This window comes from Paenarthrobacter sp. CCNWLY172, assembly GCF_037402035.1.
Taxonomy (GTDB): domain Bacteria; phylum Actinomycetota; class Actinomycetes; order Actinomycetales; family Micrococcaceae; genus Arthrobacter.
In genome coordinates, this window is sequence record NZ_JBBEGB010000015.1 from 18,877 (window position 1) to 43,973 (window position 25,097).

Annotated in this window: 25 protein-coding genes; 3 read left to right on the forward strand and 22 right to left on the reverse strand. The window is 63.9% G+C overall.

Annotation, left to right across the window (positions count from 1 at the left end; all coding sequences use genetic code 11):
* Positions 1-41: 41 nt before the first annotated feature.
* The 7 genes from WBN73_RS18850 to WBN73_RS18880 form a co-directional block, all read right to left on the reverse strand.
* Positions 42-554, reverse strand: a complete 513-nt coding sequence (locus tag WBN73_RS18850) for a CinA family protein (RefSeq protein ID WP_337341017.1) — start codon at positions 552-554, stop codon at positions 42-44.
* A complete protein-coding gene (gene pgsA / locus WBN73_RS18855) occupies positions 551-1,153 on the reverse strand; it encodes a CDP-diacylglycerol--glycerol-3-phosphate 3-phosphatidyltransferase (RefSeq protein ID WP_207597026.1) in 603 nt (200 codons plus the stop codon). Before pgsA ends, WBN73_RS18850 begins: the two co-directional genes overlap by 4 nt.
* A 38-nt stretch (positions 1,154-1,191) precedes the next feature.
* Positions 1,192-4,053, reverse strand: a complete 2,862-nt coding sequence (locus WBN73_RS18860) for an FtsK/SpoIIIE family DNA translocase (RefSeq protein ID WP_207597025.1) — start codon at positions 4,051-4,053, stop codon at positions 1,192-1,194.
* A gap of 75 nt (positions 4,054-4,128) precedes the next feature.
* Positions 4,129-5,820 (reverse strand): ribonuclease J, encoded by a 1,692-nt coding sequence (locus WBN73_RS18865; RefSeq protein WP_207597024.1) that lies wholly within the window; start codon positions 5,818-5,820, stop codon positions 4,129-4,131.
* Between the two features lie 27 nt (positions 5,821-5,847).
* Positions 5,848-6,759 (reverse strand): 4-hydroxy-tetrahydrodipicolinate synthase, encoded by a 912-nt coding sequence (gene dapA / locus WBN73_RS18870; protein WP_089594395.1) that lies wholly within the window; start codon positions 6,757-6,759, stop codon positions 5,848-5,850.
* 58 nt (positions 6,760-6,817) lie between these two features.
* Positions 6,818-7,774 carry a carbon-nitrogen hydrolase family protein gene (locus WBN73_RS18875; RefSeq protein ID WP_337341018.1) on the reverse strand — a complete coding sequence of 319 codons (957 nt, stop codon included), beginning with the start codon at positions 7,772-7,774 and terminating at the stop codon, positions 6,818-6,820.
* Between the two features lie 96 nt (positions 7,775-7,870).
* Entirely contained in the window at positions 7,871-8,206 is a 336-nt protein-coding gene (locus WBN73_RS18880) for a hypothetical protein (RefSeq protein WP_280627653.1), read from the reverse strand.
* Between the two features lie 88 nt (positions 8,207-8,294).
* Between WBN73_RS18880 and WBN73_RS18885 the strand changes: the two genes are divergently transcribed.
* Positions 8,295-9,530, forward strand: coding sequence for a heparan-alpha-glucosaminide N-acetyltransferase domain-containing protein (locus tag WBN73_RS18885; RefSeq protein ID WP_337341019.1), 1,236 nt, complete (start codon positions 8,295-8,297; stop codon positions 9,528-9,530).
* Here WBN73_RS18885 and WBN73_RS18890 read toward each other — a convergent pair.
* The 9 genes from WBN73_RS18890 to WBN73_RS18930 are packed head-to-tail and all read right to left on the reverse strand — an operon-like array spanning position 9,506 to position 17,135.
* On the reverse strand, positions 9,506-9,994 hold the full coding sequence (locus WBN73_RS18890) for a hypothetical protein (RefSeq protein WP_207597021.1): 489 nt from the start codon (positions 9,992-9,994) through the stop codon (positions 9,506-9,508). The two genes, WBN73_RS18885 and WBN73_RS18890, sit on opposite strands and share 25 nt — an antisense overlap.
* Before the next feature lie 4 nt (positions 9,995-9,998).
* Entirely contained in the window at positions 9,999-10,757 is a 759-nt protein-coding gene (gene dapB / locus WBN73_RS18895; RefSeq protein WP_337341020.1) for a 4-hydroxy-tetrahydrodipicolinate reductase, read from the reverse strand.
* Between the two features lie 51 nt (positions 10,758-10,808).
* On the reverse strand, positions 10,809-11,264 hold the full coding sequence (locus WBN73_RS18900) for a molybdenum cofactor biosynthesis protein MoaE (RefSeq protein WP_089594391.1): 456 nt from the start codon (positions 11,262-11,264) through the stop codon (positions 10,809-10,811).
* Entirely contained in the window at positions 11,254-11,751 is a 498-nt protein-coding gene (locus tag WBN73_RS18905; protein WP_280627651.1) for a MogA/MoaB family molybdenum cofactor biosynthesis protein, read from the reverse strand. Before WBN73_RS18905 ends, WBN73_RS18900 begins: the two co-directional genes overlap by 11 nt.
* Positions 11,748-12,284: a cyclic pyranopterin monophosphate synthase MoaC gene (gene moaC / locus WBN73_RS18910; RefSeq protein ID WP_280627650.1), complete on the reverse strand. Its 537-nt coding sequence runs from the start codon at positions 12,282-12,284 to the stop codon at positions 11,748-11,750. The genes WBN73_RS18905 and moaC overlap by 4 nt, the downstream gene beginning before the upstream one ends.
* The gene (locus tag WBN73_RS18915; protein WP_337341021.1) at positions 12,272-13,498 is read right to left on the reverse strand and encodes a molybdopterin molybdotransferase MoeA; all 1,227 of its coding nucleotides are present in this window, start codon (positions 13,496-13,498) and stop codon (positions 12,272-12,274) included. Before WBN73_RS18915 ends, moaC begins: the two co-directional genes overlap by 13 nt.
* 58 nt (positions 13,499-13,556) lie before the next feature.
* Complete coding sequence (locus WBN73_RS18920; protein WP_337341022.1) at positions 13,557-15,164, reverse strand: molybdopterin-dependent oxidoreductase; 1,608 nt, start codon at positions 15,162-15,164, stop codon at positions 13,557-13,559.
* Positions 15,161-16,381, reverse strand: coding sequence for a sensor histidine kinase (locus tag WBN73_RS18925; protein ID WP_337341023.1), 1,221 nt, complete (start codon positions 16,379-16,381; stop codon positions 15,161-15,163). The genes WBN73_RS18920 and WBN73_RS18925 overlap by 4 nt, the downstream gene beginning before the upstream one ends.
* On the reverse strand, positions 16,368-17,135 hold the full coding sequence (locus tag WBN73_RS18930) for a response regulator transcription factor (protein ID WP_280627646.1): 768 nt from the start codon (positions 17,133-17,135) through the stop codon (positions 16,368-16,370). The genes WBN73_RS18925 and WBN73_RS18930 overlap by 14 nt, the downstream gene beginning before the upstream one ends.
* Positions 17,136-17,269: 134 nt before the next feature.
* On the opposite strand from WBN73_RS18930, the gene moaA reads away from it, so the two are divergent.
* Both moaA and WBN73_RS18940 read left to right on the forward strand, forming a co-directional pair.
* Complete coding sequence (gene moaA, locus WBN73_RS18935) at positions 17,270-18,409, forward strand: GTP 3',8-cyclase MoaA (RefSeq protein ID WP_337341024.1); 1,140 nt, start codon at positions 17,270-17,272, stop codon at positions 18,407-18,409.
* 4 nt (positions 18,410-18,413) lie between these two features.
* Positions 18,414-18,680, forward strand: a complete 267-nt coding sequence (locus tag WBN73_RS18940; protein ID WP_089594386.1) for a MoaD/ThiS family protein — start codon at positions 18,414-18,416, stop codon at positions 18,678-18,680.
* Between the two features lie 3 nt (positions 18,681-18,683).
* Here WBN73_RS18940 and WBN73_RS18945 read toward each other — a convergent pair whose 3' ends face one another.
* The 6 genes from WBN73_RS18945 to WBN73_RS18970 form a co-directional block, all read right to left on the reverse strand.
* Positions 18,684-19,145: a DUF1579 family protein gene (locus WBN73_RS18945; protein WP_337341044.1), complete on the reverse strand. Its 462-nt coding sequence runs from the start codon at positions 19,143-19,145 to the stop codon at positions 18,684-18,686.
* A 78-nt stretch (positions 19,146-19,223) separates the two neighbouring features.
* On the reverse strand, positions 19,224-20,567 hold the full coding sequence (locus WBN73_RS18950; RefSeq protein WP_337341025.1) for a M16 family metallopeptidase: 1,344 nt from the start codon (positions 20,565-20,567) through the stop codon (positions 19,224-19,226).
* 89 nt (positions 20,568-20,656) lie between these two features.
* Complete coding sequence (locus WBN73_RS18955) at positions 20,657-22,909, reverse strand: polyribonucleotide nucleotidyltransferase (RefSeq protein ID WP_207597010.1); 2,253 nt, start codon at positions 22,907-22,909, stop codon at positions 20,657-20,659.
* Positions 22,910-23,147: 238 nt separating this feature from the next.
* Entirely contained in the window at positions 23,148-23,417 is a 270-nt protein-coding gene (gene rpsO / locus WBN73_RS18960; protein WP_089594382.1) for a 30S ribosomal protein S15, read from the reverse strand.
* Between the two features lie 159 nt (positions 23,418-23,576).
* Positions 23,577-24,560 (reverse strand): bifunctional riboflavin kinase/FAD synthetase, encoded by a 984-nt coding sequence (locus tag WBN73_RS18965; RefSeq protein ID WP_337341026.1) that lies wholly within the window; start codon positions 24,558-24,560, stop codon positions 23,577-23,579.
* 88 nt (positions 24,561-24,648) lie between these two features.
* The gene (locus tag WBN73_RS18970; RefSeq protein WP_337341027.1) at positions 24,649-25,095 is read right to left on the reverse strand and encodes a hypothetical protein; all 447 of its coding nucleotides are present in this window, start codon (positions 25,093-25,095) and stop codon (positions 24,649-24,651) included.
* Between the last annotated feature and the right edge of the window lie 2 nt (positions 25,096-25,097).

Below are 25,097 nucleotides of genomic sequence, written 5' to 3' on the forward strand. Positions count from 1 at the left end.
ATGACACAACTATTGGCAATCAGTTTTTGTTCCCGGCTACTTTACGAACGGTAACCATCCCCTTCCAGCGCGGCAAGCAGACGCGCCAGGGCCGCCTCGCAGGCCTGCTCGCGAATCGACCGGCGGTCCCCCGCGAAGCTGAATTCGAAGGCTTTGGTTCCGGCATCGTCAGCGATTCCAACGAACACTGTTCCTACGGCTTTGCCATCATGGGGATCAGGTCCGGCCACTCCGGTAGTGGATACTCCAATGCTGGCACCGCAAGAGCGCCGCGCACCCTCGGCCATGGCTTCCGCAACAGCACCGTCAACGGACCCGACGTCGGCAAGCAGCTGTTCCGGAACGCCCAGGACGCCGGCCTTGACGGAATTTTGGTACGCAACAACTCCGCCCTGAAGCATCCCCGAAGCGCCAGGAGTATTTGCCAGGGTGGCCGCTACCATTCCAGCAGTCAGCGACTCGGCCGTGGCGACCGTTTGGTTCTTTGCGATCGCTGCGGCGACCACCGCCGTCGACGTCTCTGCCGCGGCGGTGCCGGCGTTCCCGGACGTCATGCCCTACGCCCCGCCGCCCGCAGCTTGAGGGCTTGGATGACGTATTCGACGCCGGTCCACAGGGTGATGGCAAGTGCCAGCATCATGACCCAGAAGGCAACGTCGCCCAGCCATGGAGCGATCGCTTTGAGGGGAAGGATGTAAAGGAAGATGGCGACGGTTTGTACCACCGTCTTCAGCTTTCCGCCCCTGGAAGCCGGCATGACGCCGTACCGGATCACGACGAACCGAAGGGCCGTAATCCCCCACTCGCGGACGAGGATGAGGATGGTGACCCACCACGGCAGTTCCCCCAGGATGGACAGGAGCACCAGCGCGGAGCCGATCAGCAATTTGTCGGCAATGGGATCGGCGATCTTGCCGAAATTGGTGATGAGGCCGCGCGCCCTGGCGATGTCGCCGTCGAGCTTGTCCGTGTAGATGGCGACCGCGAAGGCCACCACCGCTGCCCAGCGCCACAGGCCGTACTCGCCGTTGTCGGCGAGCAGGAACCACACAAAAAACGGAACCAGGACGATCCGAAGCATGGTGAGGATGTTGGGCAGGTTCCAGACATCGGAATTGCTGGACGTCGCGTTATCACCCTCGGCTGTAGTCACCCCTCTAGGCTACCGTCTTTGGGCTGGCGCCTTTGAAGCTAGCGCCCCGTCAACGACCAGGCGTCCTCGCCGCCTTCGTCGTCGTCATCTGGGCCGTCAGCGCCGTCGTGGTACTCAATGGCCTGCGTCCGGTTGTCCAGGTCTGCCTGCACGAGGTCCTCCGCATAACCGCCGACGGCGATGTTCGAGTTCGCGTTGTCGCTCAGGGCCGCCGTGTGGGCGTCGGGTGCAGCGGGTGATTCCTGGCCCTTCATCGCTGCCAGGACGGCCGCGAGGTCGTCCGGCTTGACCAGGACATCGCGGGCCTTCGAGCCTTCCGAGGGACCCACCACTCCGCGGGATTCGAGGAGGTCCATAAGCCGCCCGGCCTTGGCGAAGCCCACCCGGAGCTTGCGCTGCAACATCGACGTGGAGCCGAATTGGGTGGTCACCACCAACTCGGTGGCCTGCAACAAGACCTCGAGGTCGTCTCCAATGTCGTCGTCGATCTGCTTCTTGGGGGCTTCGGCAGCAACGTCGTCGCGGTAAACAGCCTGGAGCTGTCCCTTGACGTGCTCCACAACCTTGTGGATCTCGGATTCCGTCACCCAGGCACCCTGGACACGCATTGCCTTCGATGCACCCATCGGCAGGAAAAGCGCGTCACCCTGGCCAATAAGCTTCTCCGCCCCAGGCTGGTCCAGCACAACACGGGAGTCCGTCACGGATGAGGTTGCGAAGGCCATGCGGGACGGCACGTTCGCCTTGATCAGGCCAGTAACGACATCCACGGACGGGCGTTGGGTGGCCAGGACCAGGTGGATACCGGCAGCACGGGCGAGCTGGGTGATGCGGACGATCGAGTCTTCGACGTCGCGCGGGGCCACCATCATGAGGTCGGCGAGTTCATCCACGATCACCAGAAGGTAAGGGTAGGGCTTGATGATCCGTTTGGAGTCCACGGGCGGCACCACTTTGCCGGCACGGACAGCCTTGTTGAAGTCGTCGATGTGTTTGTAACCGTAGTTGGCGAGGTCGTCGTAGCGGGCGTCCATCTCCCGGACCACCCATTGCAGGGCCTCCGCGGCCTTTTTGGGATTGGTGATGATGGGCGTGATGAGGTGCGGGACGCCTTCGTACGCGGTGAGCTCCACGCGCTTGGGGTCCACCATGACCATGCGGACTTCATCCGGGGTGGCACGCATGAGGATGGAGGTGATCATGGAGTTCACGAAGCTCGACTTACCGGCACCAGTGGCCCCAGCCACCAGCAGGTGGGGCATCTTTGCCAGGTTGGCCACCACGTAGCCGCCCTCGACGTCCTTGCCAACACCCATGACCATGGGGTGGTCTGTCCGGCGGGCGTTCTGGCTCCGCAGAACGTCGCCCAGCGAAACCGTTTCGCGGTCCGTGTTGGGAATCTCGATACCGATGGCCGATTTGCCGGGGATGGGGCTCAGGATGCGGACATCGCTCGATGCGACCGCGTAGGAAATATTCTTCGACAGCGCGGTAACGCGCTCCACCTTGGTACCGGGAGACAGCTCGATCTCGTAGCGCGTCACGGTGGGACCACGGCTGAAGCCAGTCACGGCTGCGTCCACGTTGAATTGTGTCAAGGTGTCCGTCAAGGCGGCGACGACGGCGTCATTGGCCTCTGTGCGCTCCTTCGGAATGGAGCCCGGCGTCAGGTAGTCGGAGGCCGGCAGGGTGTAGGTGACGTCCCCGGCGAGGGACAATTGCTCCGTGCGTTGTGGAATCGGCGTTTGCGGCAGCGGCGCACCGGCAGGCTTCGCGGGGACCTGGGCAACGGTGGGCGCTGGCACGGTCATGGCAGGACTGATGACCGGAATGGCTTCGGTGGGGTTGTCAATGCCGGGCGCAGCCCCCAAGCCCTGGGCTGCCTTGATCTTCCCGACGGCGATCTCCGCCTGGGTTGGGCGGCGCACCCCCGGCGGAACGCGCGGTTCCGGCGAGGCGGGAGCGTCGTCGTCGACTATTGCATGTTCGAAAGCTTCGTCCCCGACGTAGCCCTCCAGGCCTGCCTCGGGCTCCTCATCCTTGCCGAAGAAGCGCATGCGCTTCTTCTTGGGCTTGGCCGGTGCGTCGTTTTCGTAGAGGTAGCTGCGGTCGTGGGCGTCCTTGCCGGAACCGTCCATGAGGTCCACACCCATAAGGTGCTCATAGGCACCCCGGATGCGGGAGGGAATGGCGCCGAACGGGGTTGCAGTGACGATCAGGAAAGAGACGAAGGCCAACAAGCTGTAGAGGACCACCGGTACTGCACCGTGGATTGCGGCCAGGGGGGCGGCGGCGAGGAATCCCAGCATGCCGCCTGCCCTGCGCAGGCCATCGAACCCATCGGCCACGGTGGGCAGGCCGCCAATGACGTGGGCCAAACCCGATCCGGCCAGGGTCATGATCATAAAGCCAATGCCCACACGGTTGTTGCCGCGGCCGTCCTGGGGTTTCCGGAACAACCGGAAGGCACAAACAAAAAGCATGAAAGGCAGGATCAGGGTCATCCAGCCAAACGTCCCGTTGACCACGCTGTAGACGACGTCCGGGAGCCACCCCGTCAGGCCCCACCAGGCGAAAGTGGCAATCGCGATGCCCAACACCAGGTTGAAAAGGGCTGCGCCGTCACGGCGATCCGCGGGATCGAGGTCGCTGACGTCGTACCCAATGCGGCGGACGCCGGCACCGACCACATGGCCGATCCCCTGCCAAAAACCTGAAAGCATACGCAGGGGCAGCGGAGCCTGGGGCTCGACGGCGGCCGCCTGCTTGGTGCGGGCAGTGCTTCCACGCCCGCTCTTGCCTGCGGCGGCGCTGGTTTTGGATGTGGCTGCGCTCCGGCCTGTGCCGCCGGATTTACTGCTGGAGCTGCCTCGTGGCGTGGAGGTAGTACGGGTCGCCATAACTGCCACGGTACCCCAAGGGGGCCTGAAATCCGCGGATTTCAGGCCCCCTTGGGTGTGCATGTTGCCGTGGGGCTATGCCTCAAGGACCACCGGAATGATCATGGGACGGCGGCGGAGCTTGCGGTTGACCCACGTGCCGATGATCCTGCGCACAACCTGCTGCAGCTGATGGTTGGTATGGTCTGCGTGATTAAGCACAGCGTCTTCCAGCGCGGCGTTGATCTTGGGGATGATCTCGTCGAAGACCGAATCATCCTCAGCAACACCACGGGCATGGATTTCCGGTCCCGACACGATCTTGCCGGTAGTGCGGTTGATGACCGTGATGATGGAAATGAAGCCCTCGTCCCCGAGGATGCGACGGTCCTTCAAGTCGGCGTCGGTGATCTCACCCACGCTGGAACCGTCCACGTAGACGAATCCGACCTCTACTTGGCCAACGATGTTTGCTTTGTGGTCCTTCAGGTCGATCACTGTGCCGTTGTCGCTCAGGATGATGCCCTCGGACGGAACACCGGATTCCCGCGCGATGTTGCCATTGGCAATAAGGTGACGGGTTTCGCCGTGCACAGGCATGGCGTTGAGCGGCTCAAGGATGTTGTAGCAGTACAGGAGCTCCCCTGCCGCTGCGTGCCCGGAGACGTGGACCTTCGCAGTGCCCTTATGGATTACGTCCGCGCCGAGTTTGAGGAGTCCGTTGATGATGCGGAACACGGCATTCTCGTTGCCGGGAATCAGGCTGGAGGCCAGAATGACGGTGTCGCCGGGTCCAACCACTACGCGGTGGTCGCCGTTGGCCATCCGGGACAGGGCAGCCATCGGCTCGCCCTGGGAACCAGTGGACATCAGGACCACGCGGTCATCGGGCATGTTGTCGATGTTCTTGATGTCCACCAAAATTCCAGCCGGCACATCGAGATACCCCAGTTTGGCGGCGATGGCCATGTTGCGCACCATGGAGCGTCCAACGAAAGCGACCTTGCGGCCATGCTTCTCTGCGGCATCAAGGACCTGCTGGACACGGTGAACATGGGACGAGAACGACGCGACGATGAGGCGCTTCTTTGCTTGGCCGAACAGGCGGTCCAAAGTGGGACCAATTTCCTTTTCGGCCGTGGTGAACCCAGGGACGTCCGCGTTGGTGGAGTCGGCCATGAACAGGTCCACGCCCTCTTCGCCCAACCGGGCGAAGTGACGGAGGTCGGTGATGCGGCCATCCAGCGGCAACTGGTCCATCTTGAAGTCGCCGGTGTGCAGGACCGTGCCACCCTCGGTCCGGATGAAAACGGCCAGGGCATCAGGGATGGAGTGGTTCACGGCAATGAACTCGCACTCGAACGGGCCGAATTGCTCCACTTGGCCCTCGGTGACGGTGAGGGTGTACGGCTTGATCCGGTGTTCCTGGAGCTTTGCTTCCACCAGGGCCAGGGTGAGCTGGGACCCGATCAGTGGAATATCGGCCTTAAGGCGCAACAGGTAGGGAACCGCACCGATGTGGTCCTCGTGACCGTGCGTCAGCACGACGCCAACTACGTCCTGCAGCCTGTCTTCGATGTAGGAGAAATCGGGCAGGATGAGGTCTACGCCGGGCTGGGTCTCTTCAGGGAAGAGCACGCCACAGTCAACGACCAGCAGCTTGCCGTCGATTTCGAAGACGGCCATGTTGCGGCCGATCTCTCCCAGGCCACCGAGCGGAACAATCCGCAGCGTGCCTTTCGGCAGTTTCGGCGGCGTAACCAGTCCGGGAAGGGCGGTTTGGGTCATATTGTGCTTCTTTCCGGCGGAACCGGCCTAGACGTTGAAGTCCATACCGGCTTCCGCCAAATCCCCGCGGATGATGTCGATCTCGGCTGCGTCCGGCTCCACGAGGGGCAAACGGACAACCGAGTTGGGCAGGACTCCCTGCCACTTGAGAATCTGCTTGGCGGCTACTGCGCCTTGGACCCGCGTCATGGTTGCGCGAATGACGGGTTCCAGTTCAAAGTTGATGGCCCTCGCAGTGGCGAGGTCGCTGGCGTTAACAGCGTCGATCAGCTCGCGGAAGCGACGCGTGGCCACGTGGGTGGTGACGCCCACCAGGCCGACGGCGCCGAGCGCCATCCACTGGAGGGTCAATCCGTCATCACCGGAATAGAAAACCAGGTCAGTCTCAGCCATGACCCGGGTAGCGGCGGCAAAATCTGCCTTGGCGTCCTTGACCGCCACGATGTTCTGGTGCTTGGCCAGGCCGATCATGGTCTCAGGAGCAATCGCAATGGAGGAGCGGCCTGGGATGTCGTAGAGCATGACGGGCAGATCCGTTGACGAGGCAATGGTCTCGAAGTGCGCCCGGACGCCTGCCTGGCTGGGCTTGTTGTAGTAGGGCGTGACGATCAGGAGACCATCCACGCCAACCTCGGCAGCCCGCTGGGAAAGGTGCACCGAGTGTGCGGTGTCGTTGGTGCCGGTTCCGGCAATGATGGCAGCCTTGCCGCCGACGGCTTCTTTGACCGCCCGGAACATACCAAGGTTTTCGTCGTCCGTGAGGGTTGAGGTCTCTCCGGTGGTGCCGGTAACAACGAGCCCATCGCAACCATCCTGGACAAGCTTCTCTGCCAGTACAGCGGCTTGGTCGTAGTCCACCTTGCCGTCCTCGGTGAACGGGGTGACCATCGCGGTCAGGAGGGTACCAAGGGCGGGAGTGTGGGCGCGCAAGTCAGACATAAGAAAAACGTTACCCTGTCGCGGGCTTGTTACAAGAATGGGTTCCGCGTGATGGTCCTCATGCCCCAGTTGAGGATCTGTAGGCGCCAAGACGGGACCAGTCCAACGACACCATGGCGACTTCCGTCCCGGTGCCCGCCACCCGGACCAGGGCAGCACCGTCGGGACCCCACGCTCCACTGAGACCGCAGGAGGGGCCCAAGGGCGTTTCTCCTCCAAGGTTCGCCAATAATCCAAACATCCGGTGGTCCATGGAACGGGCGCCCAAATGCAGTCCGAGCCTGAGTTCCTCGCCCCGCGTGTACAGCGCAGACACTGCATACACATCGGCCTCCGCTTCCGCCGCGGCACCGGCGTGGGCAGGATGCGCGGCGTCAGCACAGACCGCAAAGGCAACCCGCCATCCGTCGACATCAAGCACCGCCGGACCGCTTCCAGGGACAAAAAGCTCCCGCTCCGGCCCATGCAGACGAGTTTTGAAGACAGGTTTCACCGATCCGTCACAGCCGACGATAAGCGAGGCCAACCTGGGCGTCTGATCCGCCTCCCGCCAGCCTGCCCCGACGACGGCCACCGTCCTGGTGCGGGCACAGACATCCTGGAGGGGGTGGAGCCGCGGGTCGCTTTCGGTTAACCACGGCGAAGGCTGACTGCCCGGCGAAGGCTGTCCTGCTCCGGCGGGGACTTTGAATGCAGTGAGTTCATACCCGGTCAAGGAGAGTTCAGGAAAAAGCACCAAACGTGCGCCACGGTTGCAAGCCTCCGCCACCAGCCTCACATGGGCCGCTACGTTTGCCTCCACGGCCGCTCCCCCGACACCTGGCAGCAGCGCTTCATATTGAACAACGGCCGCGCGAAGCACTGCCGGGTCATGCGGTTCTTCCCCTGGGTGAGGCCTTGCTTCAACGAACCCGGCCCCTGCGGGCGCGGTAACGCCAAACGGGCTCTCCACGGACGTGACATCCAGGGGACGGGCCGGCCTTTGGGTGGGGACTTGCGGGGGCGTCGGAGTCACCAGCCCATCCTATTCCGGAGGCAACCTCGGGATGTTGGAGGACAGGCCGGGGCGTGGAGCCATGGGGCCCTCTCACTCCAGTCAGACCGCGACTGGCTAGGCCGGCCCAGGCGTCCGCGCAGGTTGATCCGAGCAATAGTGCGCCACGGCCCGCTCCTTGAGGTGTTCAGCCCAGGTGACCAGGCGCTGGGAAGCGCGAACGTACTCGAACAGTTCCAACGGCGTCAGGGAATCCAGGTCCGCCTCGGATAGCCGCCGGGCAAGTTCAGCTCCTGGCGGCTGCTCGGCCAGCACTGTTCCTTCGCGGCGCCACTGGGTGTCCTCAGGGGGTTCGCCCGCCACGAGTTGCCTGAAGAGGAAGTCGACGACGCCGGGGCTCATTGCTTTCATGGGTCCGGCGAGACCTTCGGGTGGCGTGGGGACATCGTTCATCCTGCCATGTTATTCGAACATATATTCGAACACAAGACCTGGCTCTGCCGTCGGCCCGGCTCACAGTTGGCTGTGAGACGATCGCAGCATGACTTCGCAAGAGACTGCGCCCCCGCGGAAAGCGCGCGACGGCGGCCAGGTCTCCTCCCGGCTCACTGGGATCGACGCTGCCAGGGGTGCAGCGTTGCTTGGCATGATGTCCACGCACCTCCTACCGACGTTCGGGCCCTCCCCGGCGTGGGAGCCGACCTTCGTGGGATTGGTATTTTCGGGGCGGTCTGCTGCACTCTTCGCTGTCCTTGCCGGCATTGGATTGGCGCTGAGTACGGGCCGGCAGGAACCTCGCACAGGCAACGATCTCCGGGCCGCGAGAGGCGGGGTCGCCATGCGAGCCTTGGTCATTGCGGTGGTCGGCCTCACTTTGGGAGGGCTGGACGTCAATGTCGCCGTCATCCTGGTGCATTACGCCGTGCTTTTCCTGTGCGTCCTGCCATTCCTTGGCCTTCGGGTCAAGGCACTGTGTATCTGGGCGGCGGGCTGGGTGCTGTTGTCTCCGCTGCTGGCTTACCTGGTCCGGCCCTTGCTGTTGGACGCCGCACCTCCCCTGCAACTGGGTCACAACCCCAACGGCGAGGACCTGGGGACGCCGGCACGCCTCCTCGCAGACCTCTTCTTCACTGGTTACTACCCGGTGTTCCAGTGGATCTCATATCTGTTGATCGGACTGGTGCTCGGCAGGTTGGCGCTCACGACCGCGAAGGTGCAGTTCCTGCTCCTAATCGGCGGAACCACTGTGGCTGCTGCGGCAAAGCTGGGAGGGTTCCTTGCCCTGGAAGCATGGGGCGGCCGGGCCGCGCTGGAGGCACTTCCCGGCACCCGCGGGTACCCGCTGGAAAGCATGCTCCAGGTTAATCTGACCGGGCTGGAGCAGACCGGTTCGTGGTGGTGGTTGGCCACAGCAGCCCCCCATGCAGGGACCACGCTGGACCTGCTGCACACCAGCGGAACGGCTGCCGCAGTGGTGGGTTTCTTCCTGCTGCTGGGTACCGTGGCCGACCGTATCAAGGTCAATATCCTGATAGTGCTCAGCGGGCCCGGAGCCATGACGCTCAGCCTCTATTCGGCCCATGTATGGGTGGTTTCGGGGTTCACCAACCAGCCACTGCCCGCAGGGTGGACAGAAGAGGGCATGTACTGGACCCAGGCACTGTGTGCAGTGGCAATCGGCGTGTGTTTCGCCTTGCTCCGGCGCCGCGGACCGCTGGAGTGGGTTGCCCATACGGCGTCGAAGCTGGGCAGCTACCGTCCCGCAGCGGTGGGCTGAGAGCGGAACAGCTTCACGGCGTCGCGCATTGATGCCCTGGCGCGCTTGCGGTCCCCCGAGGCGTCATAGGCGCAACTCAGCCGGAACCAGGAACGCCAATCCTCCGGCGCCGCCTCGGCCTCGGCCCGGTACTTCTCGAACTCCGCATCCGCGGCCGCCCGGACAATCCGCCCGCCGGGCGTTCGGGGCAGGGTGTCCTCGGGCAAACCGCCTTCGGCTTCCAGGACCTTGGCCATCTGCTCGGTGCGGGCGCCAAACAGGAGCTCCCGGATGAGCGCCCACGCTCCGACGATGGGCAGGACCAGATAGGCCGCTCCAATGCCCTTCGCTACCAGGTTCGGGTCACCGAGGAGGAGGAACGAGCGTTGGACGGACACCACCAGGTAGAGCACCAACAGCAGGGTGATGGCGCCGACCCAGATCTTGGTGCGGTTCTTCTTCAAGGAAGTCCAGAAATTGCCCATGGACCTAGAGCCCCAGGTCCAGGTAGCCGTCCAGGCCCACCGTGAGGCCGGGGTGCGTTGAGACTTTACGCAATCCCAGCAGGACACCAGGCATAAAGGAAGCCCGGTCGAAGGAGTCATGGCGCAACGTCAACTGCTCACCCGGACCGCCGAAAAGGACCTCCTGGTGGGCTACCAAACCGCGGAGCCGCACACTATGGACGCGGACACCCTCCACGTCACAGCCCCTGGCTCCGTCCAACGACGTTTCAGTGGCGTCCGGGCTTGCTGGTACTCCGGCTGCCTGCCGTGCATCAGCGATCAGCTGCGCCGTACGCACCGCCGTGCCGGATGGTGCGTCCACCTTGTTCGGGTGGTGCAGCTCGATGATCTCGACGGACTCAAAATACTGTGAGGCTTTGGCCGCGAAAGCGGAGGCCAGCACGGACCCCAGGGCAAAGTTCGGGGCGATCAGGACGCCGGTGTCCGGCTTCTGCTCCAGCAATGCACGGAGGGACTCCAGCCTGTCGGCATTCCAACCAGTGGTACCGACAACAGCATGGATGCCATGCTCTACGGCAAACCGGACGTTGGTCTCTGTGGTGTCCGGGACCGTGAGGTCAACAACGTACTGTGCGCCGGCGTCGAGCAGGGTTCCCAGGGAATCGCCGCGACCCAGGGCGGCTACAAGCTTCATGTCATCGGCTGCTTCCACAGCTTTCACGGCTTCAATTCCCATGCGCCCGTGGGCGCCCAGCACTGCAACAGCAAGTTGTTCGGTCATGCCGTTAACCCTACCGCCGGGCCGGGGCCCGGCAGGAACCGTGACTCAGGCCTACTCCCCCGCGCCAACCCACTCGACGGTGCCGTCGGTGAAGAACTGTTCCTTCCAAATGGGAACCTGCGCTTTGACCCTGTCCACCAGCTCGGAACAGACGGCAAACGCCTGTCCCCGGTGGGCCGCCGCGACGGCACAGACAAGGGCCGGGTCACCGATCTCCAGCATCCCGATGCGGTGCGCTGCCCAGATGCGGACGGGTTGGTCGGCTTCGCCTGAATGCTCAGCCACCAATTGGGCCACGACGTCGGACATGACCTGGTGCGCCGTGGGATGGGCGCTGTAACTGAGCCGGTCCACAGCCTTGCCGGAATCGTGGTTCCGGACCACGCCGCTGAAGCTGACCACAGCCCCGGCGGTGTCCGATTCGACCGCCGCGATGGCTTGGTCCACCGAGATGGGTTCCGCGCTGAGGACAGCGCTGACTACTTCGAAATCTGTTTCAGTGCCCATGGCTACCTTCCATTTGTTCGCACAAGTGCCCGATCACTGGGTCCAGGACAGCCAATCCATCCATAACGCCTTTCGGGGATCCCGGCAGATTGATGATGAACGTCGTTCCCGCAGCTCCGGCGTGGCCGCGGCTCAGCATGGCCATGGGCGTCTTCGCGGCGCCTGCGCGCCGGATTGCTTCCATGATGCCGGGAATTTCGCGGTCCAAGAGCGGCAAGGTCATCTCCGGCGTCTTGTCATCCGGGCTCAGGCCCGTTCCGCCGCTGGTGATGACGACCGCGGGGTCCTGGGTCAGGAGCGCCCTGAGGGCAGCCCCCACTGGCTCCCCGTCCGGCACCACCATAGTGGGGAACGTCTCAAAGCCGTGCTCATTGAGCCAATCGAGGATGATGGGCCCCGTCTCATCGGCGTAGATTCCGGCAGCAGCCCGGGTGGAGGCAATCACGACTCCGGCCTTCCGCAGGCTGTTCGGCTCGCAAGCACTCATTCGCCGGCCTCCTGGACCGGTTCCCCTGAGACGTCCCAGTCGCCGCTCTTGCCGCCAGTCTTGGCCAGCACGCGGATGTCGGTCAGCACGGCGTGCTTGTCCACGGCCTTGATCATGTCGTAGACACTCAGTGCCGCTACCGATGCCGCCGTCAGGGCTTCCATTTCAACGCCGGTCACGCCCTTGGTCTTGACGGTTGCCAGGATGTCCACCGAGCCGGCGCCCAAATGGAAATCCACGGTGACCTTGGAAATAGGCAGCGGATGGCACAACGGGATCAGCTCCGGCGTCTTCTTTGCCGCCATGATGCCTGCTACCCGCGCCACGGCGAGCGCGTCGCCTTTGGGCAGCTCACCGGCACCCAAGAGGGCCATCACGTCCGGGGTTGTCCGGACGGTTGCCGTGGCGGTGGCTTCGCGTGTGGTCACTGCCTTCGCGGAGACATCCACCATCTGCGCAGTGCCGTCGTGCCGTAGGTGCGTCAGGCCGCCGCCGTGTTCTGTTGTCCCGGGAGTTTCATTCACAGCATCCATACTTCCACTTCGGCTCCTGCGGTGAGTTCCGTGACGTTGCCTGGGATCTGGACCAACGCGTTGGCACGGGCAAGGGCGTGCACCAGGTGTGAGCCGGCGCCGCCTTCCATACGGAGCATGCCGTCCCCGGCCACCGAGCCACGCCGGACCTGGTGTTTGCCCTCGGGAGAGGTCAGGGGTTCGGCAAGGCGTACCGTCCGTACGGGTCGTGGAGCCGGAGTTCCCATAACCTCCGACAGGGCGGGCCGGAGGAACATCTCAAAGGAGACGAGGCAGCTGACAGGGTTGCCGGGAAATCCGAGGAAGGGAATGCCGTTGAAGGTTCCCAGGCCCTGCGGCCCGCCCGGCTGCATTGCAACGGGGAGGAAATCAACGGGCTGGCCGGCCATCGCCTGGCGCACCACCTCGTAGGCGCCCTTGCTTACTCCCCCAGTGGTGACAATGACATCCACGGGACGGTCCGATTCCCGGGTGTGATGGTGAAGGACGGCCAGGAGGTGTGCAGGGTCGTCGTCCGAGATGCCCGTACGAACAACGTCCAGGTTTGCCTGGCGCATGGACGCTTCAAGCAGCGTTCCGTTGGAGTCGAAGATCTTGCCGGGCGTGAGTTCTTCCCCTGGTTCCACTACCTCGTCTCCCGTGGTGACCAGGAGGACACGCAGAGGTTCAGGGACCTCAACTGTTGACAGGCCCATGGCTGCCAGCAGGCCAAGCTGGGCCGGTCCCAGCAGGGTGCCTGCTGCCAGGGCCAGGGCTCCCCTGTGGATGTCGCTGCCGCTGTTCCGCACATAAGCACCGGGAGCCACCGCGGGAAGGTTGACGACGGCATCAATGGTGGTGGGGTCTGGAAAGGTACTGGGGCTCGCTTTCTCGATGGGTACGACGGCGTCGGCGCCCTCTGGAATCATGGCTCCGGTCATGATGGGGGCGGCGTAGCCGGCCTTCAGCGCTGTTGGTGTCGCACCTGCCGGGACGGGAGCTGCCACCCGGAGCTGCCCGCCGTCGTCGGGAATGTCATGTGACCGGACGGCAAAGCCGTCCATCTGGGAGTTGGCGAACGGCGGCAGCGAGAGCGGCGCATGGACATCGACGGCGAGCGGCTTTCCCAGTGCGTCGAGCAACGGCACGCGGTGGTTTCCCTTGGTGGTGGCAGTGCCGGCCAGCAGTTCCACCACTGCCTGGCGATGGGTTGCAACTGATCTGGGCACGGACAACCTCCTGTTGTGACACACTGGCTTCCGGAATTTCTCCGGACGTACCCAGACTAGGGCCTTAGCCCACCTTGACGCTGATGGTGTGATAGCCCGTGGCGCCATCCGGAGCCACGGGTGCCTTTTCCTCGGTCTGCGGCTGGCCGGTGGTATCGGTGGCCCGGACCTGCACTTCGTAATCCCCGGGGGTGAGATCGAGGCCCAGTTGCCATTGATACCAGGTGTCCGTGGAAATCCCGCTCGCAAGAGTGGCCTGCTTCCAGGGTCCGCGGTTGACGCGGAGCTCAACGCGGCTGATGCCCCGGTGCTGGGCCCAGGCCACACCTCCGAACTGCACTGTGCCCGGCTGGACCGTCCTGCCGCTGCGGGGAACGTCGATGCGTGACTGCGTCTTGATGGGTCCGTGGTCGCTCCAGCCCCTGGGGGTCCAGTACGCGGTGTCGTCGGCGAAGCGGGTGACTTTCAGTTCGGTGAGCCATTTGGTGGCGGAGACAAATCCGTACAGCCCTGGCACGATCATCCGCACCGGGAAGCCGTGTTCCAGCGGGAGCGGTTCGCCGTTCATGCCGACGGCCAACAGGGCGTCGCGGTCGTCGGTGAGGGCCTCCAAAGGTGTGCTGGCCGTCCACCCGTCGTTGCTGGTGGACAGCACCATGTCTGCGCCGGCTTTGGGACCGGCCATGGCAAGGAGTTCGCGGATGGGCCAGCCCAGCCAGAGCGCATTGCCTATGAGGTCGCCGCCGACGTTGTTGGATACGCAGGCGATGGTGACATGCCGTTCGATCATGGGTTTGGCGAGGAGCGTGGCAAAGTCGATCTCGATCTCCCGGTCCACCAATCCGGTGACCTTCAGCCTCCACGCCGGCGGGTCGAGGGCCGGTACCGTCAGTGCCGTATCGATTCTGTAGAAATCGGAGTTGGGGGTCACCAGGGGGCTGATGCCGTCCACGGGAAGCGAGGCGCCGGCGGGTACTGCCTGCGGTGGGATCACGGGTTCCGGGAGCGTCATGGAACTGCGGAAACCTGACGCCATGGCCGTGGCCCGGGTGAGGACCGCAGTGACGGTTCCGGCCACGACGGCGGCGAGGGAGGTGCCAGCGAGGGCGTTGAGGAAACTCCGCCGTGCCAGGGGTGCGGGATCATGCCCTTGAAGTTCCTGATTCGCTGCCTCGGGTGCCCACGTGACGAGCCGCCGGATGAGGGTGCGCAACAGCAGCATCGTGACGACCGCAGCGACGATCGGGGCCAAGGCCGCCTGCGGGCTTGCTTGGGCACGCGTGACGACGGCGGTCAGTCCAGCTGCTCCGGCCACCCCGGCCATCGCCAGTCCCCAGCCGGCGCGGCGATGCTCCAGAACGCCGGCCAGCGCGGCCAACAATCCCGCGACGAGACCGATGGATGCAATCAACACGATCTTGTCCGCCGTGCCGAACAACTGCACGGCCAGGTCCTTCACTCCGGGGGGCACTGCATCAATCACAGCTCCGCCCAGGGCCGTGACAGGGGAAACCAACGGGCTCAGCAGGCCTGCGGTCAGTTCACCGGCCGCAATCCCCGCACCGCCCGACGCTACACCTGCCGCGGCAGGCCACAGACGGAGGCTGAGCCGGCCGTGTGACTGGGTGGAGGCGCGGGTTTCCGGCCTGTCCACACTTTTGTGCGTGCTCATGCTGCGCCTCCTGGTCGTTCGTCGGCCGAAATCCCGGACGTGGCCGGGACGGATCCCGCCGGAAGGGACAGCGCAAACCGGCAGCCGCCGTCGACGTTTTCCACAGTGACTGATCCGCCGTGGGCCTTGACGATGCCGGCCACCATGCTCAGTCCGATGCCCGCGCCACTGTATCTGCCCTGCAGTCCCTCAGTGGTGCCCCGGGCGGGGTCTTTCTGCCAGCCCGTCTCGAACAGATGCGGTAGGTCCTCGTTGCGGATGCCACCACACTGGTCCTGCACTGCGACCACTGCATTTCCGCCGTGGTGCCCCAGCCCGTCGCGTCCGACGCTGACGTGGACCTCAGTGTCCGGCCGGCTGTAGATAATGGCGTTGAGGAGGATGTTCCGCACGGCCCGGGCGAGGCTGGGGCCATCGGCGACGGCCATGCACTCACGGTCGCCGCCGCCGTCGAGCGTGATGCCGCGTTGAGCGGCCAAAGGCGCGAGATCGGACAACGCATCACTGACAAGATCGTAAAGGTCCAGTGGTTCAGCACGGAGACGGAGAGTGCCGGACTGGATCTTGGACAACTCCAGGAGATCATTGACCATGGCGGTCATCTGCTCCGTCTGTCCGATGATCTTCCGGTAATAGCCCGGCACATCGGACGCCATACCGTCTTCAAGTGCCTCGGTCATGGCGCGCATGCTGGCCAAGGGGGTCCGGAGATCATGCGATATCCACGACACCAATTCCCGCCGGGCCGTCTCAATGGCGGCTTCACGTTCCCGTGACTCGGCGAGGCTGCGGCTGCTGGCCTCAAGTTCCTTGGCCAGTTGGGCAAGTTCGGACGTCATGGCGGGAGCACTGCCCCGCCCCTCCCCGGCGTGGTCCAAGGTCTCCCCCCGGCCCAGGCGCCGCGCGGCAACCACCAACCGGGCAGCGTTACGTGACACGCCCGCGCCCAGCATGAGTGACAAGGCAACAGCCACTGCTGATGCCACGGCGAGGATGTACCACATGACTTCCAGATCCCTGGCAGAGATGAACATGGCATTGAACGCACTGACCATGCCGGCCACCAGGACCGCAACCGTAGCGACGACCACCAGGCAGATCTGTGCCAGGACCGACGCCCGACGCAGCAGTCGCAGGCTGAACAAGGTTGCGGCGCCGATGAGGACGGCCCAGAACAAGACCCAAGCCAGGATGGTCCACAGCTCACTGCCCTCCATGGCCACGCTCCCCGCCGCCGGAGTGCTCCGGCGCGTTGCCGGAGGCGGAATCGAAGCGGTACCCCACACCCCAGACCGTCTTGAGCAACTCAGGCTTGGTGGGGTTGGCTTCAATCTTTTCCCGCAGGCGACGCACGTGCACTGTGACTGTTGAGAGATCGCCGAAGTCCCAGCCCCAGACGGCCTTGATGAGTTCCTCGCGGCTGAAAACCTGGCGTGGCCGCCGCATCAGGAAAGCCAGGAGATCGAATTCGCGCACCGTCAAGGCCAACGGAACTCCGTGATGCGTTACTGTCCGGGACGCAGGATCGAGTTCGAGACCCGCGGCTTCCACTGGTGGTTCCGGCGTGAACTCCTTGATGCTTCGCCTGAGCACCGATTTCACCCGGAGCACCAGCTCGCGCGGTGAGAAGGGCTTGGTCACGTAATCGTCAGCGCCCATCTCCAGGCCGAGGATCCGGTCATCTTCGGTGCCCAAAGCCGTAACCATGATCACCGGTACACTCATGGTCTGGCGGAGCCGGCGGCACACCTCCACGCCGTCCAAACCAGGCAGCATGCGGTCCAGGATCACCAGGTCGGGTTTGCGGTCCGCTGCCACCTGAAGGGCGGTAAATCCGTCACCCGCCATGTCTACCTGAAAGCCCGCTTGCAGCAGGTAGTCGCGGACCACATCGGCGATGGTCTGTTCGTCTTCCACCAGGAGGATGCGGCGATTCCCTGGTTCCGCTGATGATGCCGTAGGTGTGGTCACGCTTTCAGCATAGGTTTGCCGGCGGTCCCCGGCACGTGATTCAGGCATCCGCGGCGCAAGCGTATGCAATCCGTAAGAACTGTATGACTGTAATCGGTGTCACTGATCCTGCCACGGTGGCGTAGCCTGAATTTATGAGTGTTCAGCTGGGAATGCCGGTGCCCCCTCCGGGTGGCCCCGCGGGCAGCAAGGAAAGTGGCATCGCGGTACCGCCGCCGCGCCCGGCAGGAACGCCTGCGGGCCTGTGGGACCGCTATGGCCGGCGGGCTACGGACATGCGGCTGTCCCTGACGGACAAATGCAACCTGCGCTGTACATACTGCATGCCGGCCGAGGGGTTGGAATGGCTCTCGAAACAAGCCGTGATGACCAGGGACGAAATTGTCCGGATCGTCCGGATCGGGGTCAACGCCTTGGGCGTGCGGGAACTGCGCCTCACCGGCGGCGAACCCTTGGTCCGCGCCGACCTGGTGGACATCATTTCCGGCATCCGCAGCGACCACCCGGACCTCCCGATCTCCATGACCACCAACGGTGTTGGCCTGGACAAAAAGGCGGCGGCGCTGAAGGCTGCGGGCCTCACCCGCATCAATGTCTCGCTCGATTCCCTGCACGAGGAAACCTTTACCAAACTCACGCGCCGGCCGTTCCTGGATCGCGTCCTGGCCGGCGTTGATGCCGCTTGGGCGGCCGGCCTTGGGCCGGTCAAGTTGAATGCCGTGCTGATGCGCGGGATCAACGACGCCGAATCGCCGGACTTGCTCGCCTGGGCCTTGGGCCGCGGCTACGAGCTTCGCTTCATCGAACAAATGCCGCTGGACGCCGATCACGGGTGGACCCGTCGCAACATGATCACTGCCGCCGAGATCCGGGAATTGCTCTCCCGCGACTTTGTGCTGGCGCACGACCCCCGCGAACGGGACGGCGCCCCGGCCGAACGATTTGAAGTACGACGCCGGGACACGGCTTCCGGTGAAGCTGCGGGCCCAGTCCTCGGTACAGTCGGCATTATCGCCTCGGTCACCGAACCGTTCTGCGCCGACTGCCGCCGAACCCGCATCACGGCCGAGGGCAAGATCATGAGTTGCCTCTTCTCCCGCGAAGAATTCGACCTCCTGGGCCTGCTTCGCGGCGGGGCCACGGATCACGAACTGGCATCGCGGTGGCAAGACGCCATGTGGGTCAAACCTAAAGCCCACGGCATGGACCACACAGGTCTCGGCGCAGCGGACTTTGTCCAGCCGGACCGCAGCATGAGCGCAATCGGAGGCTGAAACCTTGCTTGTCCGCTACTTCGCTGCCGCACGCGCGGCGGCCGGTGTCGAAGAAGAACGTCACGTCCTCCCGGAAGGCACCAGCCTGGAAGCGTTGCTGGAAGCCGCACTCGCCGTCGAACGTCCGCTGCCTCCCGAAGGCACCCCGACGCTGGACCGGATCGTGGCACGGAGCAGTTTCCTGCGCAACGAGGTAGCTGTGCGGGACCGTTCAGCGCCGCTGGGAGCCCAGGACGTCATCGATGTCCTGCCGCCGTTCGCCGGAGGCTGAGGCTCAGGCCTTACGGAAGACGCTCCTCAGCAACGGACTGTAGTCCGGTGTTCCTTCCAGCCGTAGATCGGCCGTGTGCACCAGGACCCCGTCCTCGACGCGGAAGGTGTGCCGGGCAACGCCGTCGGCAGTCCTCCTGTCCAATGTCAGGGTGCCTGCATTCCACGCTCCCCTGACCGGGCTGGCCGGCGACCTCCCCAGGCTGTCTACGTAGTACCAAAGAGTGTCCCCGTGATCCCGGTCCACAGTGAACATGCCATGCCCTTCGAAGTGCGTGCCGTCCGCCTCGCGGTGCCGGTAGCTCTGGACGACGGCATACCCGCCGGCGGCCTTGGTGAAAACCACTTCCGCTTCAGCCGTCCGGGCACTCCCCCACGGCGACGCGGCAATCTCCGTGATGCCCCGCCAGTGACCGATGAAGTCCTGCAACAGCTCCGCGGCCTGGCCGCTCGAGGGCAGATCCATCATGTCTCCAAAGTCGTCAGGGCAGCATCATCACCGTGTGATCATGCTGCCCTGTTGACAGTGCGTGCGTCCAGAGGCCTAGAGTCCGAAAGTCTCGGTTTCCTCGAAAGGACCCACCACGGTAATGGTTCGCGGTGCAGCTGCGAGTTCGCGGGCCAGGTCCTGCACTTCTTCCACCGTGACGGCCTGGATCCGGGCAAGGGTTTCGTCGATGTCCTGGAATTCTCCGGAAACCAACTCTGCCCGGCCCAGCCGGGACATCCGTGATCCCGTGTCTTCCAGGGCCAGGACGATTCCCCCACTGAGTTGGCCTACGGCTTTACGGAGTTCTTCTTCTGTGATGCCCTCCTTGGCAAGCTTCTCCAGCTCGACGCCCAGGAGGTCCAGTACCTGGCGGACCTTGGACGGCGTGCAGCCAGCGTACATTCCGAAATAGCCGGCGTCAGCGTAAGCCGCAGTGAAGGAGTAGGTGGAGTAGACCAGGCCCCGCTTCTCGCGGATTTCCTGGAACAGCCTGGAGGACATGCCGCCACCCAGGACAGCGTTGAGCACGCTCATAACGAATCGTCGGTCATCGGTTGCCACGATCGTGGGGCAGCCCATGATGATGTTGGCTTGCTCCACGGGGCGCTTGACCACATGGAGGCCGGACGTTCCGCTGATGACGGCGCGATCGGTACCGCGGCGGTTGACCGGGGCTGCCTGGGTGTCAAGCTTCCAGCCCGCGGCCGTCAGGGCATCGAGGACAAGGTCACAGACGACGTCGTGGTCCAAGCCGCCGGCAGCGGTGATGACCAATTCCTCCGGGCGGTAATAGCGCTGGTAGTGTTCCCAGACCGCGTCCCTTGCCACAGCCTTGATGGCGTCAGGGGTTCCACCAATGGGACGGGCCAGGGGGTGGTTGCCAAGGACGGCCTCCACGAATTTCTCGTGGGCAACATCCGTCGGGTCATCGCTGTCCATGGCGATTTCCTCAAGGATGACATCGCGCTCCTGCTCCAGTTCAGCAGGATCCAGGACGGCGCCGGTGATCATGTCGGCAATGACATCGATGGCCATGGGCAGGTCTGTGTCCAGGACCCTGGCAAAGTAACAGGTGCTTTCCTTCGCGGTGGCAGCGTTTGATTCGCCGCCCACCTCGTCAAAAGCCGACGCGATCTCCAAAGCGGTGCGGCGCTTGGTGCCTTTGAACAGCAAATGCTCAAGGAAGTGCGTGGAACCGTGCTGGCCGTCCGCTTCATCGCGCGAACCCACTGCCACCCAGAACCCTATGGTGGCCGAACGCTGGCCGGGCATTGCCTCGGTCAGGACGCGCACGCCGCCGGGAAGGACCGAGCGCCGTACGATGGAACCGCCCTCGGCACCATGGATCAATTCGCCGCCGGGAAGAGTCTGCTCCAGCGGCAGGGGTACGACAGTCATCAAGGCCTTTCAGGTTTTCGGGTTAAGGCCGGAAGGGCCGGTGGAGCTTTTACAAGCCCACCGGCCCCGCCGGGTGTACTGCTTACAGACTACTCTGCGGACTCTTCAGCGGCCTCAGCCGGAGCGTCCTCGGCAGCTGCGCCGTCTTCCTCGGCAACAACCGGGGAGAGGGAAAGCTTGCCGCGGTCATCGATCTTGGTGATCTCGACCTGGACCTTCTGGCCCACGGAGACTACGTCATCAACGTTGTCCACGCGCTTGCCGTTGGCCAGCTTGCGGAGCTCGGAGATGTGCAGCAGGCCGTCCTTGCCCGGGGTCAAGGAAACGAAGGCGCCGAAGGTGGTGGTCTTGACGACCGTGCCCAAGTAGCGCTCACCGATTTCCGGGACCTGCGGGTTGGCGATGGCGTTGATGGCGGAACGTGCTGCATCGGCAGACGGACCGTTGGTAGCGCCGATGTAGACCGTGCCGTCATCCTCGATGGAGATGTCCGCGCCCGTGTCTTCCTGGATCTGGTTGATCATCTTGCCCTTGGGGCCAATGACCTCGCCGATCTTGTCCACGGGGATCTTGACGGCGATGACGCGCGGAGCGAACTCGGAGAGCTCATCCGGGGTGTCGATCGCTGCGTTGATGACCTCGAGGATGTGGAGGCGGGCTTCGCGGGCCTGCTTCAGTGCTGCAGCCAGCACGGAAGCGGGGATGCCGTCGAGCTTGGTGTCCAGCTGGATGGCCGTGACGAACTCGGACGTACCGGCAACCTTGAAGTCCATGTCGCCGAAAGCGTCTTCGGCGCCGAGGATGTCGGTCAGCGCTGCATAGCGGGTCTGGCCGTCAACCTGGTCGGAAACCAGGCCCATGGCGATACCGGCAACTGCTGCCTTCAACGGCACACCGGCGTTGAGCATGGAAAGCGTCGAAGCACAGACAGAGCCCATGGACGTCGAGCCGTTGGAGCTGAGGGCCTCGGATACCTGGCGGATGGCGTAGGGGAACTCTTCACGCGTCGGCAGAACCGGAACCAGGGCGCGCTCTGCAAGAGCACCGTGGCCGATTTCGCGGCGCTTCGGGGAACCGACGCGGCCGGTCTCACCGGTGGAGTACGGCGGGAAGTTGTAGTTGTGCATGTAGCGCTTGCGCGTTACCGGCGACAACGAGTCGATCTGCTGCTCCATCTTGAGCATGTTCAGTGTGGTGACACCCATGATCTGTGTCTCGCCGCGCTCGAAGATGGCCGAACCGTGGACGCGGGGCAGAACCTCTACCTCGGCGGTGAGCTGGCGGATGTCCGTCAGGCCACGGCCGTCGATGCGGATCTGGTCCTTGAGGATGCGCTGGCGCACAACCTGCTTGGTGACCGAGCGGAAAGCTGCGGACAGTTCCTTCTCACGGCCTTCGAAGTTACCGGCAAGCGCACCCAGCACTTCGTCCTTGAGTTCGTCAGAGGCAGTGTCGCGGTCCTGCTTGTCAGCGATCTGGAAGACGGCAGCCAGCTTGTCGGCAGCAGCGGCCTCAACAGCGGCGTAAACATCGTCCTGGTAGTCCAGGAACACGGGGAACTCGACGGTGGGCTTGGCCGCGCGTGCAGCCAGGTCCGCCTGTGCTTCACAGAGTGCCTTGATGAACGGCTTTGCAGCCTCGAGGCCCTCGGAGACAACCTCTTCGGTGGGGGCTGTGGCGCCCTGTTCCTTGATGAGGTTCCAGGAGTTGTCCGTGGCTTCGGCTTCAACCATCATGATGGCGACGTCGTCACCCGTGATGCGGCCGGCTACAACCATGTTGAAGACGGCGTTCTCAAGCTGGGAGTGCTTGGGGAAAGCAACCCACTGCGAACCCTGTTCGTCAGCGATGAGGGCGACGCGGACGCCACCGATCGGGCCGGAGAACGGGAGGCCGGACAGCTGCGTGGACATCGAGGATGCGTTGATGGCTACGACGTCGTAGAGCTCATCGGGGTTGATCGCCAGGACGGTGACCACGATCTGGACTTCGTTGCGCAGGCCCTTGACGAAGGCCGGGCGCAGCGGACGGTCCATGAGGCGGCAAGCCAGGATGGCTTCGGTTGACGGGCGGCCTTCGCGACGGAAGAACGAGCCCGGGATACGGCCGGCAGCATACATGCGCTCTTCAACGTCAACCGTCAGCGGGAAGAAGTCGAAACCTTCGCGCGGCTGCTTGCCTGCGGTGGTTGCGGACAGCAAGGCGGTGTCTTCGTCGATGTAGACCATCGAAGCGCCGGCTGCCTGCTTGGCAAGGCGGCCGGTTTCGAAGCGAATGACGCGCTTGCCGAAACGACCGTTGTCGATAATGGCTTCGGAGAACTGGATTTCGGGACCCTCCATAGAGAGTCACCTCCGTTTCTGTTAGCGGAAGTCCGCCGCATCAACCCAGGCCTCTTCTTTATTCCTGGCCTGTACGACACCCGGTCATCGATCGAGATCCACGGGGCAATCGTCACCGATTGTTCCCGGGAATCACTACCGAGGACCGCGAATGCGCGATGCGGTTGATTCCTGTTTTTAGTTGTTGGTGAAGAAGACGGCCCGTTCCACGAGGGACCGGGCCGTCCCTAAAGTCAGACTAGCGACGCAGGCCGAGGCGCTCGATGAGCGCACGGTAGCGGGCGATGTCGGTGTTCTTCAGGTAGGAAAGCATGCGCTTGCGACGACCAACCATGGCCAGCAGACCGCGCTGGGTGTGGAAGTCGTGCTTGTGCTCCTTCATGTGCTCAGTCAGATCCTTGATCCGCTGGGTCAGGACTGCAACCTGCACCTCGGGCGAACCGGTGTCGCCTTCAGAGGTTGCGTATTCCTTGATGATGGACTGCTTTACAGCGGCTTCAAGTGCCACGTGAACTCCTAGAGTTGTGCCGTGCCTCCCGGTCCAGCGCCTCGCTGACGGGTTGCCTTTGGTGCGTCACCGCACACAAAAACAGGTCCAGCCGCCACGGACTGCAGCCGGATCCACTCATCAGTTTACCGGCAGGCCGGCAGTGTTGTCGAAATGCGCCTAGCTCTGGCCCAGGAGCTCGTGCGCCTGGGCGACATCCAGGCACATTTGCTCAACCAATGCCTCGGGTCCCCGGTACGCCACCATGCCCCGAAGGCGCTGGGTGAATTCAACGGCTACGGTTTGGCCGTAGAGGTCGAAGTCCTCCACATTTTCCTCGGGACGATCGATCACATGGGCTTCCACCTGACGGCTGACGCCATCGAACGTGGGGTTGGAACCCACGGAAATCGCAGCGGGCCACCGGGTTCCGGACTGGTCGATCAACCAGCCGGCATAAATTCCGTCCGCAGGAACATAGCCCGTGGAATCGTGGGAAAGGTTGGCGGTGGGGAATCCGAGGTCACGGCCACGGGCGGCGCCATGGACGACTTCCCCGCGCATGCGGTGGGGCCGGCCCAATACCGCGGCGGCAGTCACGACGTCTCCCTCAGACAAAGCTTCCCGCACCCAGGTGGAGGAACAGCGGCGGTCGGTATCGCCGTCGTCGTGGACCGGGAAGCCTCCCGCGCCGTACTCATTAACTACCTGAACACTGAAACCGAGCTGGTCCCCCAACTCCTGCATGGTGAGGACATCGCCGGCATTGCCCGCGCCGAAACGGAGGTCATGGCCCACCACCAGGTGTGCGGCGTGCAGCCCGTCCAAGAGGACCTCGCGCACAAACTCCATCGGCGTCATGGCCGCCAGGTCCAGGGTGTACTTCATGACCAGTACGGCATCGACGCCGGTGTCCGCCAGGGCTTCCAGCTTGTCTTGGAGCCCCATGATCAATTCCGGGGCAGAATCCGGCCTGTGGACCTGGGCGGGGTGGGGATCAAAGGTCACTGCTACCGACGGGATGTTGTGCCGCTTGGCGGTATCAGTCAGTTGCGCCAGGACATGCTGGTGTCCGCGATGGACACCGTCAAAGTTTCCGATGGTGACGACAGTAGCTCCGAAGTCCCTGGGGACTTCAGTGGGATCGTTCCAGATGTGGACCATCAACCTCGCCTTTTACTGCAGATATTCGTTCCGCCCGGCAACCTTCCGGCGCCGGAACATTCTAAGGTTACCCGCCAGGGCAGCTGGCTCAGGACGGTCTGCGTTTGTTGAGCCACAGGAGCCCGAGGACCGGCAGGACCAAGGGGACAAATCCATAACCGCGTCCGAACAGCGACCAGACGGTGTCGTGCGGGAAGGCGACGGGATCGAACAGGCTGATGGCCCCCACCACCAGCACACCCACAAGTTCCGTCAGCACCGCCGCAAGGGAAACCTTGAACCAGGTGCGGCCAGGCTTGGCCAACGAAATGGTGGCCACGATGTACACAACGGCGGCGAAGGCAGAAAGGATGTGCGCCAAGGGAGCTTCGGCAAACTTGGTGGCGATCTGATAGCCCGCACGCGCCGTTGCCGACAATGCGAAGACCGCATAGACCGCGATCAGCAGGCGGCCCGGACCAGTATTGCGGGTGTCCTTCTGCTGCGGGCTTGCCGGGTTGGTCTCGGTTCCAGTCACGTCGTGTTCTTCCTTCAAGG